Genomic DNA, 15,054 nt, shown 5'->3' on the forward strand with positions numbered 1-15,054 from the left:
CGTGTGGCGTGGCACACCTGCCGCCCGACAGGTACACGACCACCGGGTAACGACCAGGGTAGAGGAAAGGGGAGCACGGGTGGCTTCCAGCAGGGACCGGCAGCGCAAACTGGCGCGGGCCAAGCTCGACCGGCAACTGGCCCGCCGGGCCGCCGCCGCCAGGCGTCGCCGACGCATCCAGGCCGGTGTCGGCACCGCCCTGATCCTCGTACTGGTCGTCGCCGGCTCGGCGTGGGCACTCGGCGCGTTCGACGGCGAGCCGACCGAGGACACCGCGGCCGACGAGATCTGCCTCTGGACCCCGCAGAACACCGAAGGCAACGCCAACCTCAAGGATGTCGGTGAGCCCCCCACCACCGGGCTGCCGGTCACCGGCACCCGGCCGATGACGATCACCACCAACCAGGGTGCGCCGATCTCCGTCGAGCTGGATCTCGCCAGCGCCCCGTGCGCCGCAGCCAGCATCGCCCACCTGGCCAGCCAGTCGTTCTACGACAACACCAAGTGCCACGAGATCACCGCCGACGGTGCGGTGCGCTGCGGCGACCCCAGCGGCACCGGTCTGGGCGGCCCGGCCTACTCGTTCCACAGCGAGAACGTGCCGACCGCCCCCGAGGCCTCCCCGGAGCCGAGCCCGTCGCCGGACGAGCCACCGACGTACCCCAAGGGCACTGTCGCGATGATCTCGAACCCGCCCGGCGCCAACGGCAGCCAGTTCCTGATCTTCTTCAAGGATTTCACCACCGCCGAGCCGGCGTTCCCGATCATCGGTCGGGTCGCCGAGGGCCTCGACGTCGTCGAGAAGATCGGTGCCCTGCCGACGGTGGACAATGGGGCCGGGGAGAAGGTCAAGCCGGAGAATGACGACGTGGTCATCCAGAGCCTGACCGTCGGCGAGCCCGTGCTGGACCCGGCGTCATCCGCCGATCCGGCCCCCTCGGGCACGCCGGGTCCGGAGTCCTCGGGCACGCCAAGTCCGGCGGCCTCCGGCGCGCCCGAGGCCAGCGCCAGCGCCGGCTGACCACGGTCGACCGGGCCCCCACCCACCGCAGCGGCATCCACATACAGTCCAGGAGGATCGAGGCGTGACGTCCACCAGAGAGCGGCAGCGCGCGGCGGCCCGCGCCCGGCTCGAGAAGGAGATGGCCGAGCGGGCCGCTCGGGCCCGTAAGCGCCGCCAGACGCAGGCGGTCGTCGGGGCCGGCGTGGTCCTGCTGCTGGTGGTCGCCGGCACGGCCTGGCTGGCCAGCAACGTGCTCGGCGACGACAGCGGCACCGACAACGCGGCCCAGGAGGCGAACTCCGTGCAGTGCGACTGGGTCGAGCTGCCCGACGGCGAGCGCACCCCGCAGGTCAAGGACGTCGGGTTGCCGGAGGCCCAGCAGAGCAAGGCTGGCGTCCAGACCATGACGATCACCACGAACCTCGGCCCGATCACCGCCCGGATCGACCGGTCCGCGGTGCCGTGCACGGCGGGCAGCTTCACCCACCTGGCCGAGCAGAACTTCTTCGACAACACCAAGTGCCACCGGCTGGTGACCGAGGGCATCAAGGTGCTCCAGTGCGGCGACCCGAGCGCCACCGGCGAGGGCTGGCGGGACACCGACGGCACCGGCGGCCCGAGCTACCGCATGGCGGAGGAGAACCTGCCGGCCGACAAGCGGCCGCCGTACCCGGCAGGCGTCATCGCGATGGCCAACTCGGGCCAGCCGTCCAGCAGCGGCAGCCAGTTCTTCATCGTGTACGGCGACTCGCCGCTGGACCCGAACTACACCGTCCTCGGCACCATCACCGGCGGGATGGACATCGTGAACGACGTCGCGGCGGCCGGTGACGACGGCGCGTTCGCCCAGCAGGCCGGCGGCGGTCACCCCAAGAAGGAGGTCGTCATCACCGACCTCACCATGACCGACGCCTGACCCGAACCAACCCTCCGAAGCGCCCGCCGGCCACGCCCGGCGGGCGCTTCGCCGCACCCACACCCACACCCACACCCACACCCCGCACCCCGCACCCGCACCCCGCACCCGCACCCGCACCCCGCACCCGCACCCGCACCCGCACCCGCACCCGCACCCGCACCCGCGATCTTGCACTTTGTGTCGCCGTTACGAGGCTTTTACCCGATATGCGGAGACGAAAAGTGCAAGATCGCGGGCGCAGGGGGTAGCGCGGGGGGTGGGGGTGGGAGGGGTGGGGGTTAGGCGCCGGAGGTTACGCGGTAGGCGTCGAAGACGCCGTCTACCTTGCGTACGGCGGCTAGCAGGTGCCCTAGGTGTTTCGGGTCGGCCATCTCGAAGCTGAACCGGCTCACCGCCACCCGGTCGCGGGTGGTGGTGACGGTGGCGGAGAGGATGTTGACCCGCTCTTCGGAGAGCACCCGGGTGACGTCCGCGAGCAGCTTGTGCCGGTCGAGCGCCTCCACCTGGATCGCCACCAGGAAGGTCGAGGCGGAGGTGAGTTTCCAGTTCACCTCAACCACCCGCTCGCCCTGGGCGCGCAGGTCCTCCGCGTTGGCGCAGTCGTCGCGGTGCACACTCACCCCGCCGGAACGGGTCACGAAACCGAACACCGAGTCGGGCGGGACCGGAGTGCAGCAGCGGGCCAGCTTGATCCACACGTCGCTGACACCGCGTACGACCACACCGGGATCGTGGCTGGAGGCGCGGCTGCGCGGCGGGCGGGTGGCCACGGCGGTCTCGGCGATGTCCTCGGCCGCGCCCTCCTCGCCGCCGTAGGAGGCCATCAGCTTCTGCACCACCGACTGGGCGGAGACCTGACTGTCGCCGACCGCCGCGTACAGCGACGCCACATCGGGCAGGTGCAGGTCCCGAGCGATGGCCATCAGGTTGTCGGAGGTGAGCATCCGCTGCAACGGCATGCCCTGCTTGCGCATCGCCTTGACGATCGCGTCCTTGCCCTCCTCGATCGCCTCCTCGCGACGCTCCTTGTTGAAGTACTGCCGGATCTTCGTCCGCGCCCGGGGGCTCTTCACGAAGCCGAGCCAGTCCTGCGTCGGGCCGGCCGTGTCGGACTTCGAGGTGAAGATCTCGATCACGTCACCGTTGGACAGCGTCGACTCCAACGGCACCAGCTTGCCGTTGACCCGCGCCCCGATGCACTTGTGCCCCACCTCGGTGTGCACCGCGTACGCGAAGTCCACCGGCGTCGACCCCGTCGGCAACGGGATCACGTCACCCTTCGGGGTGAAGACGTACACCTCCTGGCTGGAGAGGTCGAACCGCAGCGCGTCCAGGAACTCGCTCGGGTCGGCGGCCTCCCGCTGCCAGTCCAGCAGCTGCCGCAGCCAGGTCATCTCGTCGATGTGCGCGGGTGGGCCGACGATCTGGGTGCCCTTGTGCTCCTTGTACTTCCAGTGCGCCGCGATGCCGAACTCCGCCGTGCGGTGCATCGCGTACGTGCGGATCTGCATCTCCACCGGCTTACCGGTCGGACCGATAACCGTGGTGTGCAACGACTGGTACATGTTGAACTTCGGCATGGCGATGTAGTCCTTGAACCGACCCGGCACCGGCTGCCAGTTCGCGTGGATCACCCCCAGCGCCGCGTAGCAGTCCCGCACCGTGTCGACCAGGATGCGCACACCCACCAGGTCGTAGATGTCGTTGAAGTCCCGCCCCCGCACGATCATCTTTTGGTAGATCGAGTACAGGTGCTTCGGCCGACCGGTGGTCTCCGCCTTGATCTTGGCGGCCTTCAGGTCGGTCTGCACCTTCTGGGTCACCTGCCGCAGCAACGCCTCCCGCTGCGGCTGGTGCTCCCCGATCAGCCGGTTGATCTCCTCGAACCGCTTCGGGAACAACGTCCCGAACGCCAGATCCTCCAGCTCCCACTTGATCGTGTTCATACCGAGCCGGTGGGCCAGGGGGGCGAGGATCTCCAGCGTCTCCTTCGCCTTCTGTTCCTGCTTCGGGCGCGGCAGGAAGGTCAGCGTCCGCATGTTGTGCAGCCGGTCGGCCAGCTTGATCACCAAGACGCGCGGGTCCTTGGCCATCGCGACGACCATCTTGCGGATCGTCTCGGCCTTCGCCGCGTCGCCGAGCTTGACCTTGTCGAGCTTGGTGACGCCGTCGACCAGCAGGGCCACCTCACCACCGAAGTCGGACCGCATCTGGTCGAGGGAGTATTCCGTGTCCTCGATGGTGTCGTGCAGCAGCGCGGCGACCAGGGTGGTGGTGTCCATGCCCAGGTTCGCCAGGATGGTCGCCACCGCGAGCGGGTGGGTGATGTAGGGGTCGCCGGACTTGCGGTACTGCCCGGAGTGCCAGCGCGCCGCCGTGTCGAAGGCCCGCTGCAACAGCCGCGCGTCAGCCTTGGGGTGATTCTCCCGGTGTGACGCGATCAGCGGCTCCAGCACCTCGCTGACCTGCGACGACTGCCATGGCGCGTTGAACCGGGCGAGCCGTGCCCGAACCCGCCGCCCGGTGGGCGCGTGGGACAGGGCGAAACCACCAGCCGCCGAGGAATCGCCGGCACCGTCCCCGACGCCGACGGATGGACGAGCCGGGTCACCGGTCTGCTGCGCCGCGGACCCGCCACCCGACGCCGGTACGGCGCCGTTGCGGTCGGTCAGCGAGCCCTCCGCGTCACCTGTCGGGTGCACCGTGCCCTCCACCGGAGGAACGACCTCGTGGGACACCGGCCTCCTCACCGCTCGCCGGGACGACACCGACCGTGCGTCGGCCGGTCTGGTCTAGCGCCGCACAGGCGGGTAACCGCCCGGTCAGCAATGGGCAATGCTACCCCCACCGGGGGTGCCGTGCCGCTCCGCCGGACGGACCGTGCCGGGTCCGTCCGGGGGTCGTCGCCGTCTCAAACGGTCAACAGGGCATGCACGGGACGCGGGGCCAGTCGGTCACGCCCACCGAGGAACGACAACTCCAGCAGCACGGTGAAGCCCGCCACCGTGCCACCCGCCCGCTCGACCAGGTCCAGCGTGGCCGCCGCCGTGCCACCGGTGGCGAGCACGTCGTCGACCACCAGCACGCGGTGACCGGCGGTGAAGGCGTCCTGGTGCACCTCGAGTGTGGCCTCGCCGTACTCCAGTTCGTAGGAGGCGGCGTACGCCGGACGGGGCAACTTGCCGGCCTTACGCACCGGCACCACCCCGACTCCCGTCGCGTACGCGATCGCGGCGGCGACGACGAATCCCCGCGCCTCGATGCCGACCACGGCGTCGAATGACTCCCGTCCGTGGTACGCGACGATCCCGTCGATCACGTCCCGGAAGGCTGCACCGTCGGCGAACAACGGCATCAGGTCCTTGAACATGACGCCGGGCTTGGGGAAGTCGGGCACATCGAGCACCCGGCTGGCCACCAGCCGGGCCGCCTCCGGCCCGCTGTCTCCGCGTACCCCGGTGCTGTGGGTCTCCGTCACGGCAGTTCCGCATCCCTTCCACACGACGGCGGCGTCCCGCACACTGCTCGCACAGCATGCAGGACGCCGCCGGTACCTGTTCCTACCGGGTCGTTCCGAGCGTCCTCAGCGTCGCTTTCCGCCGCCCGGACGGTTACCGCCACCGGGACGCCCACCCCGGGCACCACCGGAACGCTTGCCCGCCGGCCGGGCGCCCACCTTCGGCGCGGCGGCACCGGCGAGGGCACCGGCCTCCGCGGTGACCGGCTCCTGCTCCGGCTCGGCCGTGGCAGCCGGGCTGGCCTTGGCCGGGGTCTCGCCCCGGGTGACCGTGCCGCGCCGAGCCAGCACCCGCTTGTTGTGTGCCTGGATCCGCGGGTCACGGTTCTTCAGCACCACCAGCAGCGGGGTGGCCAGCGTGATCGAGGTGACGAAGGCCATTGCCATACCGACGAAGAGCACCAGGCCGAGGTCCTTCAGGGTGCCCGCGCCGAGCAGGCCGGCACCGATGAACAGGATGCCGCCGACCGGGAGCAGGGCGACCACCGAGGTGTTGATCGACCGCATCAGGCTCTGGTTCACGGCCAGGTTGGCCGCCTCGCCGTACGTCTGGTTGTTGTTCGCGGTGATCCCTCTGGTGTTCTCCTGCACCTTGTCGAAGACCACCACCACGTCGTACAGGGCGAAGCCCAGGATGGTGAGGAATCCGATGATCGTCGACGGGGTGACCTCGAAGCCGACGATCGAGTAGAGACCGGCGGTGAGGACCAGGTTCATCACCAGCGAGAAGATGGCCGCCACGGCCATCTGCCACTCGAAGCGCAGGACCAGGTAGACGGTCACCAGCGCCAGGAAGATCACCAGACCGAGCAGTGCCCGGTTGGTCACCTGGCTGCCCCACGCCTCGCTGACCCGGTTACTGGCGATCTCCGCCGGGTCGATGTTGAACACCTGCCCCAACTCGACCCGGACCGCTTCGGCCTGCTCGGCGTCGAGTTCGGTGGTACGCAGCTCGTAGAACTCGCCCCCGCCCCCACCGACCTGCTGGGTGGTGACGACCCGGCCGCCCTCACCGGTCAGCACCTCGCCGGCGCGCTGCTCCACCTGCTCCAGGGTGCCGACACTGGTCGGGACCTGGAACGAGTTGCCGCCGGCGAACTCGATGCCGAGGCTGAAGCCCCGGAAGATGACGCTACCGAGCGCGATCATCACCAGCACGGCGGCGACGGTGAACCACACCTTGCGCCGGCCGACGATGTTGAGGCCGGCCTCACCTCGGTAGAGGCGGGCTGCCAGACCAGTCTCAGCCATCTCAGGCCTCCTTGACACGCTGGTTGCGGGGCTGGGCCGGCTCCGAACGGGCCGGCAGTGCCCGGCCCAGGCCGCTGACCCGCGGGGACAGGAACGCCTTGGTCCGGGCGAACATCGTCATGATCGGATGCCGGAAGAGGAAGACCACGAGCAGGTCCAGCACCGTGGCCAGGCCGAGGGCGAAGGCGAAGCCCTTCACCGTGCCGACCGACACGATGTAGAGCACCACCGCGGACATGATCGTGATCGCGTTGGCGGAGATGATCGTCCGGCGGGCTCGGACCCAGGCGCGAGGTACCGCGCTACGTGGGCTGCGGCCCTCCCGGATCTCGTCCTTGAGTCGTTCGAAGTAGATGACGAACGAGTCCGCCGCCACACCGAGCGAGACGATGATGCCGGCGATGCCGGCGAGGGTGAGCGTGAAGCCGATCTGCCGACCGAGGAACACCAGGGCGCCGAAGAGCAGCAGCGCCGACAGGATCAGGCTCAGGAAGATCACCGAGCCGAGCAGGCGGTAGTAGAAGAACGAGTAGATGATGACCAGCAGCATGCCGATGCCGGCCGCGAGCAGGCCGGCCCGCAGGTGGCTGGCGCCCAGGGTGGCGGTGACGTTCTGCTGCTCCTGCGCCTCGAAGGTGACCGGCAGGGCACCGTAGCTGAGGTAGCCGGCCAGCTCGCTGGCCTCGGCGTTGCTGAAGTTACCGGTGATCTGGGAGTTGCCGGTCAGCACGCCCTGGATCTGCGGCGACGAGATGATCGCGTTGTCCAGCACCACGGCGACCCGGCACTTGCCCTCGTCACCGAGCGCGGACGCGTCACACGCCTGGCCCTCGTTGTTGAACGCCTCGCGGGTCAGCGCGGTCCACTTGTCCTGGCCCGAGCCGGTGAAGTTGAGGCTGACCACCCACTGGCTGGTCTGGTCGCGCACCGCGTTGGCGTCGGAGACGTCGGTGCCGAGCACCTTTGCCACGTCCAGCAGGTTCTTGGCGTAGCCACCCTCACAGGCGACGACCTGCTGCTCCGGGTCGGAGATGGACGCCGGAGGCCGGTCGTCGAGCTGGACGCAGCTGATCGTCGGCACGTTGAACTGCATCTGCGCCGGCAGCACCGCGACCTCGCGGCCGGTCAGCTCACCGAACGGCTTGAGCTTGTCGGCCAGCGACGGGTCGGCGCTCAGGTCGGCCGGCGCCTGTAGTCCGCTCGCCGCGGCCCACGCCTCGGCGCCGACCTTCTGCTCGACGGCTCGGCGCTGCTCCTCGATGCTCTGCGTCACCTCTTCGTCCGGCGTGGCCGACGGGGCGGGCGACGCAGTCGCCGACGGCGTCGGCGTCGGCGCGCCACCGCCCTGACCACCAGCGTCGGGCGACGAGGTGGCCTCGGCGTCGGGCGTGGGGCTCGCGGAGCCCGACGGGGTGGCCTCGGGGCTCGCGGAGCCGGACGGGGTCGCCGAAGGGCTCTCGCTCGGGGCCGGCGACGGGATCGACCCGCTGCCGTCGGCGATCTTCAGCACCTTCCGGAACCGCAGCTCGGCGGCGCTGCCAACCTCGTTGAGCTCGCGGTTCTCGCCGGGCAGGGAGACGACGATGTTGCGATCGCCCTCGGTGACCACCTCGGCCTCGGCCACGCCGTACGCGTTGACCCGGCTCTCGATGATCTGGCGGGCGCGTTCCAGGTTCTCCGCCGTCGGGGCCCGGCCGTCCAGGGTGTTGGTGGCCTCCAGCGTGAGCCGGGTACCGCCGACCAGGTCGAGACCGAGGCGGGGTTCGAGCCGATCCTTCCAGCCACCGCTGGCGCCGCCCGAGAAGAACACCAAAAGATAGAGGACGACGAAGATGGCCCCGAGCACGGCCAACTGCCGTCCTGGGCGCATCTGTCCCTGAGGTGGTGCCACGGCTGTCCTGTCTCCCTGTGGTCACGCCGCCGCGGGCGCGGCGGCGGGTCGGCCGGAATCCCCCGGCCGACGGTCTGCCTTCCGACGGCGCTCAGGCTGGCGCCGCCGCCTCGGGCGGTCGACGCGGACGCGTGGACCGGGTACGAGCCGGCGCGCCGGCGCCCGGCGTCGGCCTTCTATCCAATTGTCTCAATGCGCAATTCGCGGATGGCACCCACCCGGGGACGCGCGTGGGCACCTCCCATCCGAACCGCCGGGAGACCGGCAACCCGGATGGGACTCGGCGTCAGTCCTTGACGGAGTCGGACTCCTCGACGGGCGACTCGACCGGGCGCTCCGCCGGGGTGACCACCCGGGCGATCGCCGGGCGGGCGTAGCGGGTCTGCACTCCGGGAGCGACCTCCAGCAGGACGCTGTCGTCCTCGACACCGGTGACCGTGCCGTAGAGCCCGCCGATGGTGACCACCTCGTCGCCAACGGAGAGGTTGGACTGCATCGATTCGGCCTCGCGGCGGCGCTTCTGCTGCGGACGGATCATCATGAAGTACATGACGCCGAAGAGCAGAGCGATCATGAGGATCGGCGTGAAGCCTCCCGCTCCGCCGCCTTCTGCTGCGTAGTGCACGGTTGTCGACCTTCCCATTGGCCGCCGGACCGGCGCGTCGGCGCCGGAACGGAGGCGGATTTTCACGTCCTGTACAGACCGCGGCGAGTCTAGTCGCTCTGTCTGGGAACGCCGAATGCGGCAGAGATCACGAACAGATCACGGCTCGCCGACGTCCAGCGTGAACAGATCGGGCGCGGGAGGAGCTTCTGCCGCAAATGTACCATTCGGCGGCGTACGGCCCAGATGGTGCCAGGCGGCCTCGGTGGCCACCCGGCCCCGGGGGGTACGCGCCAGCAGCCCGGCCCGCACCAGGAACGGCTCGCAGACCTCCTCGACGGTGTCCGGCTGCTCCCCCACCGCCACGGCCAGGGTCGACAGGCCGACCGGGCCACCCCGGAACGAATCCACGAGCGCGGTCAGCACCGCCCGGTCGAGCCGGTCCAACCCGAGAGCGTCCACGTCGTACACGGTCAGCGCGGCCCGGGCGGTCTCGACGGTGACCACACCGTCGGCGCGTACCTCGGCGTAGTCCCGCACCCGGCGCAGCAGCCGGTTGGCGATCCGGGGCGTACCCCGGGACCGGCCGGCGATCTCCGCCGCACCGTCGTCGGTGATCGGCACCCCGAGGATGCGCGCCGAGCGGTGCAGCAGCGTCTCCAGATCGGCCGGTGCGTAGAAGTCCAGGTGAGCCACGAAGCCGAACCGGTCCCGCATCGGGCCGGTGAGCAGACCCGACCGGGTCGTCGCGCCGACAAGCGTGAACGGCTCCACGTCGAGCGGGATGGCGGTGGCGCCCGGCCCCTTGCCGACCACCACGTCGACCCGGAAGTCCTCCATCGCGCTGTAGAGCAGTTCCTCCGCCGGCCTGGCGATCCGGTGGATCTCGTCGATGAAGAGCACGTCCCCCTCGGCCAGGCTGGTCAGGATCGCCGCCAGATCCCCGGAGCGTTCGATCGCCGGCCCACTTGTCACCCGGATCCCGGCACCCAGCTCGGCGGCGACGATGTTGGCCAGGGTCGTCTTACCCAAGCCAGGTGGCCCTGACAGGAGAATGTGGTCGGGTGGGGAGCCGCGCCGCATCGCGCCCTGGAGCAGCAGGTCGAGCTGGTCCCGGACGCGGTGCTGGGCGATGAACTCGTCCAGCCGCTTCGGTCGGACGCTGACCTCCGCGTCCAGCTCCGCGTCGCTGACGTACGCCGAGACCAGGTTCTCGTTGCTCATCGGGCCCGGCCCAGCAGCCGGATGGCCTGCTTCAACAGCACCGGCACCGGCGGGGTGGGGCCGTCGACGGTCTCGGCGACGGCGGCGACCGCCTGGTCGGCCTGGCCGGCCGTCCAGCCGAGCCCGATCAACGCCTGGCGGACCTGATCCGGCCAGCTGCCGCCGGTCACCCCGGCCGCGCCGTCGGCGGCCACCGGCACCGGGCCGATGCGGTCGCGCAGCTCCAGCACCAGCCGTTCGGCGCCCTTCTTGCCGATGCCCGGCACCCGGGTAAGCGCCGCCGTGTCGGCGTTGGCGATGGCCTTGCGTACCGCGTCGGGGGTGTGCACCGCGAGCACCGCCTGGGCCAGCCGCGGGCCGACCCCGCTGGCGGTCTGCAACAGCTCGAACAGCGCCTTGGCGTCGTCGTCGGCGAAACCGTAGAGGGTGAGCGAGTCCTCCCGGACGACGAGGCTGGTGGCCAGCCGGGCCGGCTGGCCGACCCGCAGGTCGGCGAGCGTGCCGGGGGCACACTGCACGGCCAGGCCCACCCCGCCGACCTCGATCACCGCGTGGTCCGGTCCGGTGGCGGCAACCACGCCACGCACGCTGGCGATCATCTCGCTCCTCCTCGTCTGACCCGGTCCGCCGCGGCGGCCAGTTTCGACCGGGTGCCGCCGCGCCACACATGGCAGATGGCCAGCGCGAGGGCGTCCGCGGCGTCCGCCGGCCGGGGCGGCTCGGGCAACCGAAGCAGCCGGGTGACCATCGCGGTCATCTGGGCCTTGTCCGCCTGGCCGGAACCGGTCACCGCCGCCTTCACCTCGCTCGGGGTGTACGTCTGCACCGGCAGCCCGGCGCGCGCGCCGGCCAGCACCGCGATCCCGCTGGCCTGGGCGGTGCCCATCACCGTACGCATGTTGTGCTGGCTGAACACCCGCTCCACGGCCACGCTGTCCGGTCGATGCTCGGCGACCAGCTCGGTAAGCGAGCGGTCCAGGTGCAGCAGGCGAGTGGGCAGCTCGTCGGCCGGGTCGGTGTAGACGACGTAGTAGGCGATCAGCGTGCACGGCCGACCGGGTACTCCCTCGACCACGCCGACGCCGCACCGGGTCAGCCCCGGGTCGACGCCGAGCACCCGCACGCCGCCTCCCTCCAGCCGCCAGCCAGTACGTGTGTTCGACACCCTACCGATGCCGCCGGCACGGCGCGCCGCGGGACACGCCCACCACCGCGCCGCGGGACACGCCCACCACCGCGCCGCGGGACACGCCCGCCAACGCGCGCCGCGGGACACGCCCGTCGCGGCCGTCGCGGTCGGGGCGGCCACGCTGTGCCGCGGGGCCGCGCCCGCCGTGGCGGGTGCGGCCGGGATGTAGCGGACGGCCACACAGTGGGGCGGGAGTATGTGCCACCATCCCATGTGCCCCCGACCACACAGCTCGTAACTTCTTGCGCCATGACGGCAGAACCCGTGGCGGTCCCCCACGTCGTGAACGTCGACCTGGCCGGTCGTACCGCCCTCGTGACGGGCGGGGGCGGCGGCATCGGCCGGGCCTGCGCGCTGCGGCTGGCCGCGGCCGGCGCCACGGTCGTGGTGGTGGACCGCAACGTCGAGGCGGCCAAGCTGGTGGCCGCCGAGGCCGGCGGCCGGGCCGAGGGGGTGGATCTCGCCGACCCGGCGGCGGTGGACGCGCTCGACGCCGACGTCGACATCGTGGTCAACAACGCCGGGCTGCAACACGTCGCACCGCTCCAGGATTTTCCCGTCGAGCGGTTCGAGTACATCCAGCGGGTGATGGTGGAGGCACCGTTCCTGCTGATCCGGCGGGCGCTGCCGCACATGTACGCCCGCGGTTGGGGGCGGATCGTGAACATCTCCTCGGTGCACGGGCTGCGCGCCTCGCCGTACAAGGCGGCCTACGTTTCGGCGAAGCACGCCCTGGAGGGGCTGTCGAAGGTGGTGGCGCTGGAGGGTGCGGCGCACGGGGTGACGGCCAACTGCATCAACCCGGCGTACGTGCGCACCGCGCTGGTGGAGAGCCAGATCGCCGACCAGGCGACCGCCCACGGCATCCCCGAGTCCGAGGTGATCGAGAAGATCATGTTGGCCCGGGCGGCGGTCAAGCGACTGATCGAGCCCGAGGAGGTGGCGGAGTTGCTGGCGTACCTCTGCTCACCGGCGGCGGGGTTCCTCACCGGTGCCTCGATCGCGCTCGACGGGGGTTGGACGGCGAACTGACGCCGGCCACCCGCAGAATGTCGGTCATGTCGTCGCCGGTGGAGTTCCTGGAGCTGCTCGCCCGGGAGGCAGCCGCGGTCGAGTTCGAGGGACCGCTGGTCGCCGCCCGCTCGGCCGGGCTGCCCGCCGAGCGCCTCGCCGAGCTGGAGCAGGCAAAGACGGTGGCGCTGCGGGTACGGGCACTGCTGGAGCGCCGCCGCCGTCGGGAGAGCGAACTGTCCGGCCTGTACGACACGGTCAGCGACCTGGCGGGGCTGCGCGACCTGGACGAGGTGCTGCGTGCGATCGTGCACCGGGCCCGGCACCTGCTCGGTGCGGACGTCGCCTACATGACGCTCGACGACGCCGAGCGCGGTGACACCTACATGCGGGTGACCGACGGTTCGGTCTCCGCCCGGTTCCAGCGGCTGCGGCTGCCCATGGGTGCCGGGCTCGGCGGACTGGTGGCCCAGTCCGGCGCCCCGTACGTCACCGCGAACTACCCGGAGGACGAGCGGTTCCACCACACCCGCGAGATCGACGCCGGGGTGGGTGAGGAAGGGCTGGTGGCCATCCTCGGGGTGCCACTGCGACTCGGCTCGACAAGCATCGGCGTGCTCTACGCGGCCAACCGCTCGGCCCGGCCGTTCGCCCGCGAGGAGGTGGCGCTGCTGCTCTCACTGGCGGCCCACGCCGCGGTGGCGATCGACACCGCGCGGCTGCTGGCCGAGACCCGCTCGGCTTTGGAGGAACTGTCCTCGGCGAACACCACGATCCGTGCGCACAGCAGTTCCGTGGAGCGGGCCGCGGCGGCGCACGACCGGATGACCGCGCTGGTGTTGCGCGGCGGCGGGGTGGAGGACGTGGCCTCAGCCGTCACCGACGTGCTCGGTGGCGCGCTGCTGGCGCTGGACGCCGAGGGACGGCGGCTGGCCCAGGTCGGTGAGATCGACGAGCCGGACCGGGCGGAGATCGTGGAGGCGGTCGCGGCGTCGCGGACCGAGGGACGCAGCGTACGCCGAGGCAGGTTGTGGTACGCCGCCGTGGTGGCCGGCGCGGAGAACCTGGGCGTGCTGGTGCTGCGTCCGGAGGGCGAGCCGGCCGACGCCGACCAGCGGATCCTGGAACGGGCGGCGCTGGTGACCGCCCTGCTGCTGCTGTTCCGGCGTACCGTCGCCGAGGCGGAGGGACGGGTCCGGGGCGAGTTGCTCGACGATCTGATCGCCCGGCCGCTGCGCGACACCGACGCGCTACGCAGCCGGGCGCGTCGGTTGGGCGTGGACCTGGACGCGCCGCACGTGCTGGTGGCCGTCGGCGACGACGCCATCGCGGCGACCGGTTCCGCCCGGCAGCGGGTGCTCTCCTGGGCCACCACGTACGCCTCGACGCGGGGCGGGCTGGCCGCGGCGCGGGACGGTCGGGTGGCGCTGATGCTGCCCGGTCGGGATGCTGGTGGCAGTGCCCGGGCGGTGGCCCGCGACCTGTCCCGGATCACCGGTCGGCCGGTGACCGCGGGCGCGAGCGGCCCGTCGACGGGACCGGCGTCGCTGGCCGCCGCGTTCCGGGAGGCGGACCGTTGCCTGACCGCGCTCGGCGCGCTGGGCCGGGCCGGGCAGGGGGCGAGCAGCGCCGAGCTGGGTTTCGTCGGGCTGCTGCTGGGTGCCGTCGACGACGGCGGCGACGCCGACGTGAGCCGGTTCCTCACCGCGACCATCGGGCCGGTGATCGAATACGACGCCCGGCGGGGCACCGCGTTGGTGCGGACCCTGGAGGCGTACTTCGGGGTGGGTGGCAGCCTGGCCCGGGCCGCCGAGCAGCTGCATGTGCACGTCAACACGGTGACGCAGCGCCTGGAGCGGGTCGGGCAGTTGCTCGGTGCCGACTGGCAGCGCCCGGATCGGGCGCTGGAGGTGCAGTTGGCCCTGCGTCTGCACCGGCTGCGTACTCCCGCTGGTTGAGCCGCCCGCGACGGGTGAGGCCGCCGGTGGCAAGGGCCAGCGGCGCGCGTGCCGACCGGGGACACCGTCGGTGATCTTCTCAGGGTGCACAGTCCCCTCCACCAGCATGCACGTGCGCCGATTAGCCGCGCGGACCAACGACGCAGAATGGACAATCAGGACCAGAGGGATACTCGACCCAAGGGAGTGGTGATCATGGCACGCAGGAAGACGTCACACACCCGTCAGGCCCTCGTCCTGGCCTTCGCGGTGGGCACGCTGGCGGGTGCGGCGGGCACCCTGACGCTGCGGCGTCGCGGCCGGCGTGCTGTGGGCTCGGCGGGCGACACCACGGGTTTCGACGGCGACATCAGCCCTGCCGCTCTCGACGGGCGCCTCGACAATCCCCCACCGGCCCCGGCCGGCGCGCCGGTAGCGGTCAAGCAGGGCTGAGCCATGGATCGCACAATCTCGTCGCTGGTCAGGTCAGCGGTGTCGGCCTGGACCC

General features: G+C 71.3%; 13 protein-coding genes. 5 read left to right on the forward strand and 8 right to left on the reverse strand.

Features of this window, described 5'->3' with window-relative positions:
• The first annotated feature begins 79 nt into the window (after positions 1–79).
• Together ACFY2A_RS03250 and ACFY2A_RS03255 are read left to right on the forward strand one after the other, a co-directional pair.
• On the forward strand, positions 80–1,021 hold the full coding sequence (locus ACFY2A_RS03250; RefSeq protein ID WP_387167780.1) for a peptidylprolyl isomerase: 942 nt from the start codon (positions 80–82) through the stop codon (positions 1,019–1,021).
• A 64-nt stretch (positions 1,022–1,085) separates the two neighbouring features.
• Positions 1,086–1,919 carry a peptidylprolyl isomerase gene (locus ACFY2A_RS03255; RefSeq protein ID WP_387167783.1) on the forward strand — a complete coding sequence of 278 codons (834 nt, stop codon included), beginning with the start codon at positions 1,086–1,088 and terminating at the stop codon, positions 1,917–1,919.
• A 281-nt stretch (positions 1,920–2,200) separates the two neighbouring features.
• On the opposite strand, the gene ACFY2A_RS03260 is transcribed toward ACFY2A_RS03255, so the two are convergent.
• The 8 genes from ACFY2A_RS03260 to ruvC form a co-directional block, all read right to left on the reverse strand.
• Positions 2,201–4,660, reverse strand: coding sequence for a RelA/SpoT family protein (locus ACFY2A_RS03260; RefSeq protein ID WP_387167786.1), 2,460 nt, complete (start codon positions 4,658–4,660; stop codon positions 2,201–2,203).
• Positions 4,661–4,833: 173 nt separating this feature from the next.
• Positions 4,834–5,400: an adenine phosphoribosyltransferase gene (locus ACFY2A_RS03265; RefSeq protein WP_363918794.1), complete on the reverse strand. Its 567-nt coding sequence runs from the start codon at positions 5,398–5,400 to the stop codon at positions 4,834–4,836.
• Between the two features lie 105 nt (positions 5,401–5,505).
• Entirely contained in the window at positions 5,506–6,690 is a 1,185-nt protein-coding gene (secF, locus tag ACFY2A_RS03270) for a protein translocase subunit SecF (protein WP_387167790.1), read from the reverse strand.
• 1 nt (position 6,691) lies between these two features.
• Complete coding sequence (gene secD / locus ACFY2A_RS03275; RefSeq protein WP_387167793.1) at positions 6,692–8,581, reverse strand: protein translocase subunit SecD; 1,890 nt, start codon at positions 8,579–8,581, stop codon at positions 6,692–6,694.
• A gap of 286 nt (positions 8,582–8,867) precedes the next feature.
• Positions 8,868–9,206, reverse strand: coding sequence for a preprotein translocase subunit YajC (gene yajC / locus ACFY2A_RS03280; RefSeq protein WP_170863428.1), 339 nt, complete (start codon positions 9,204–9,206; stop codon positions 8,868–8,870).
• Between the two features lie 138 nt (positions 9,207–9,344).
• Positions 9,345–10,409 (reverse strand): Holliday junction branch migration DNA helicase RuvB, encoded by a 1,065-nt coding sequence (gene ruvB, locus ACFY2A_RS03285; RefSeq protein ID WP_387167796.1) that lies wholly within the window; start codon positions 10,407–10,409, stop codon positions 9,345–9,347.
• Positions 10,406–11,008 carry a Holliday junction branch migration protein RuvA gene (ruvA, locus tag ACFY2A_RS03290; protein WP_387167799.1) on the reverse strand — a complete coding sequence of 201 codons (603 nt, stop codon included), beginning with the start codon at positions 11,006–11,008 and terminating at the stop codon, positions 10,406–10,408. Before ruvA ends, ruvB begins: the two co-directional genes overlap by 4 nt.
• Positions 11,005–11,532, reverse strand: a complete 528-nt coding sequence (gene ruvC / locus ACFY2A_RS03295) for a crossover junction endodeoxyribonuclease RuvC (RefSeq protein ID WP_363918803.1) — start codon at positions 11,530–11,532, stop codon at positions 11,005–11,007. Before ruvC ends, ruvA begins: the two co-directional genes overlap by 4 nt.
• A gap of 315 nt (positions 11,533–11,847) precedes the next feature.
• On the opposite strand from ruvC, the gene ACFY2A_RS03300 reads away from it, so the two are divergent.
• From ACFY2A_RS03300 to ACFY2A_RS03310, 3 genes are all read left to right on the forward strand, one after another.
• Entirely contained in the window at positions 11,848–12,630 is a 783-nt protein-coding gene (locus ACFY2A_RS03300; protein ID WP_387167802.1) for a 3-hydroxybutyrate dehydrogenase, read from the forward strand.
• 17 nt (positions 12,631–12,647) lie between these two features.
• On the forward strand, positions 12,648–14,567 hold the full coding sequence (locus ACFY2A_RS03305; RefSeq protein ID WP_363918807.1) for a helix-turn-helix domain-containing protein: 1,920 nt from the start codon (positions 12,648–12,650) through the stop codon (positions 14,565–14,567).
• A gap of 195 nt (positions 14,568–14,762) precedes the next feature.
• Positions 14,763–14,999, forward strand: coding sequence for a hypothetical protein (locus ACFY2A_RS03310; protein ID WP_387167805.1), 237 nt, complete (start codon positions 14,763–14,765; stop codon positions 14,997–14,999).
• Positions 15,000–15,054: the final 55 nt, after the last annotated feature.

Origin of the sequence: Micromonospora sp. NPDC000442, assembly GCF_042898635.1 — a bacterium.
Classification (GTDB): domain Bacteria; phylum Actinomycetota; class Actinomycetes; order Mycobacteriales; family Micromonosporaceae; genus Micromonospora.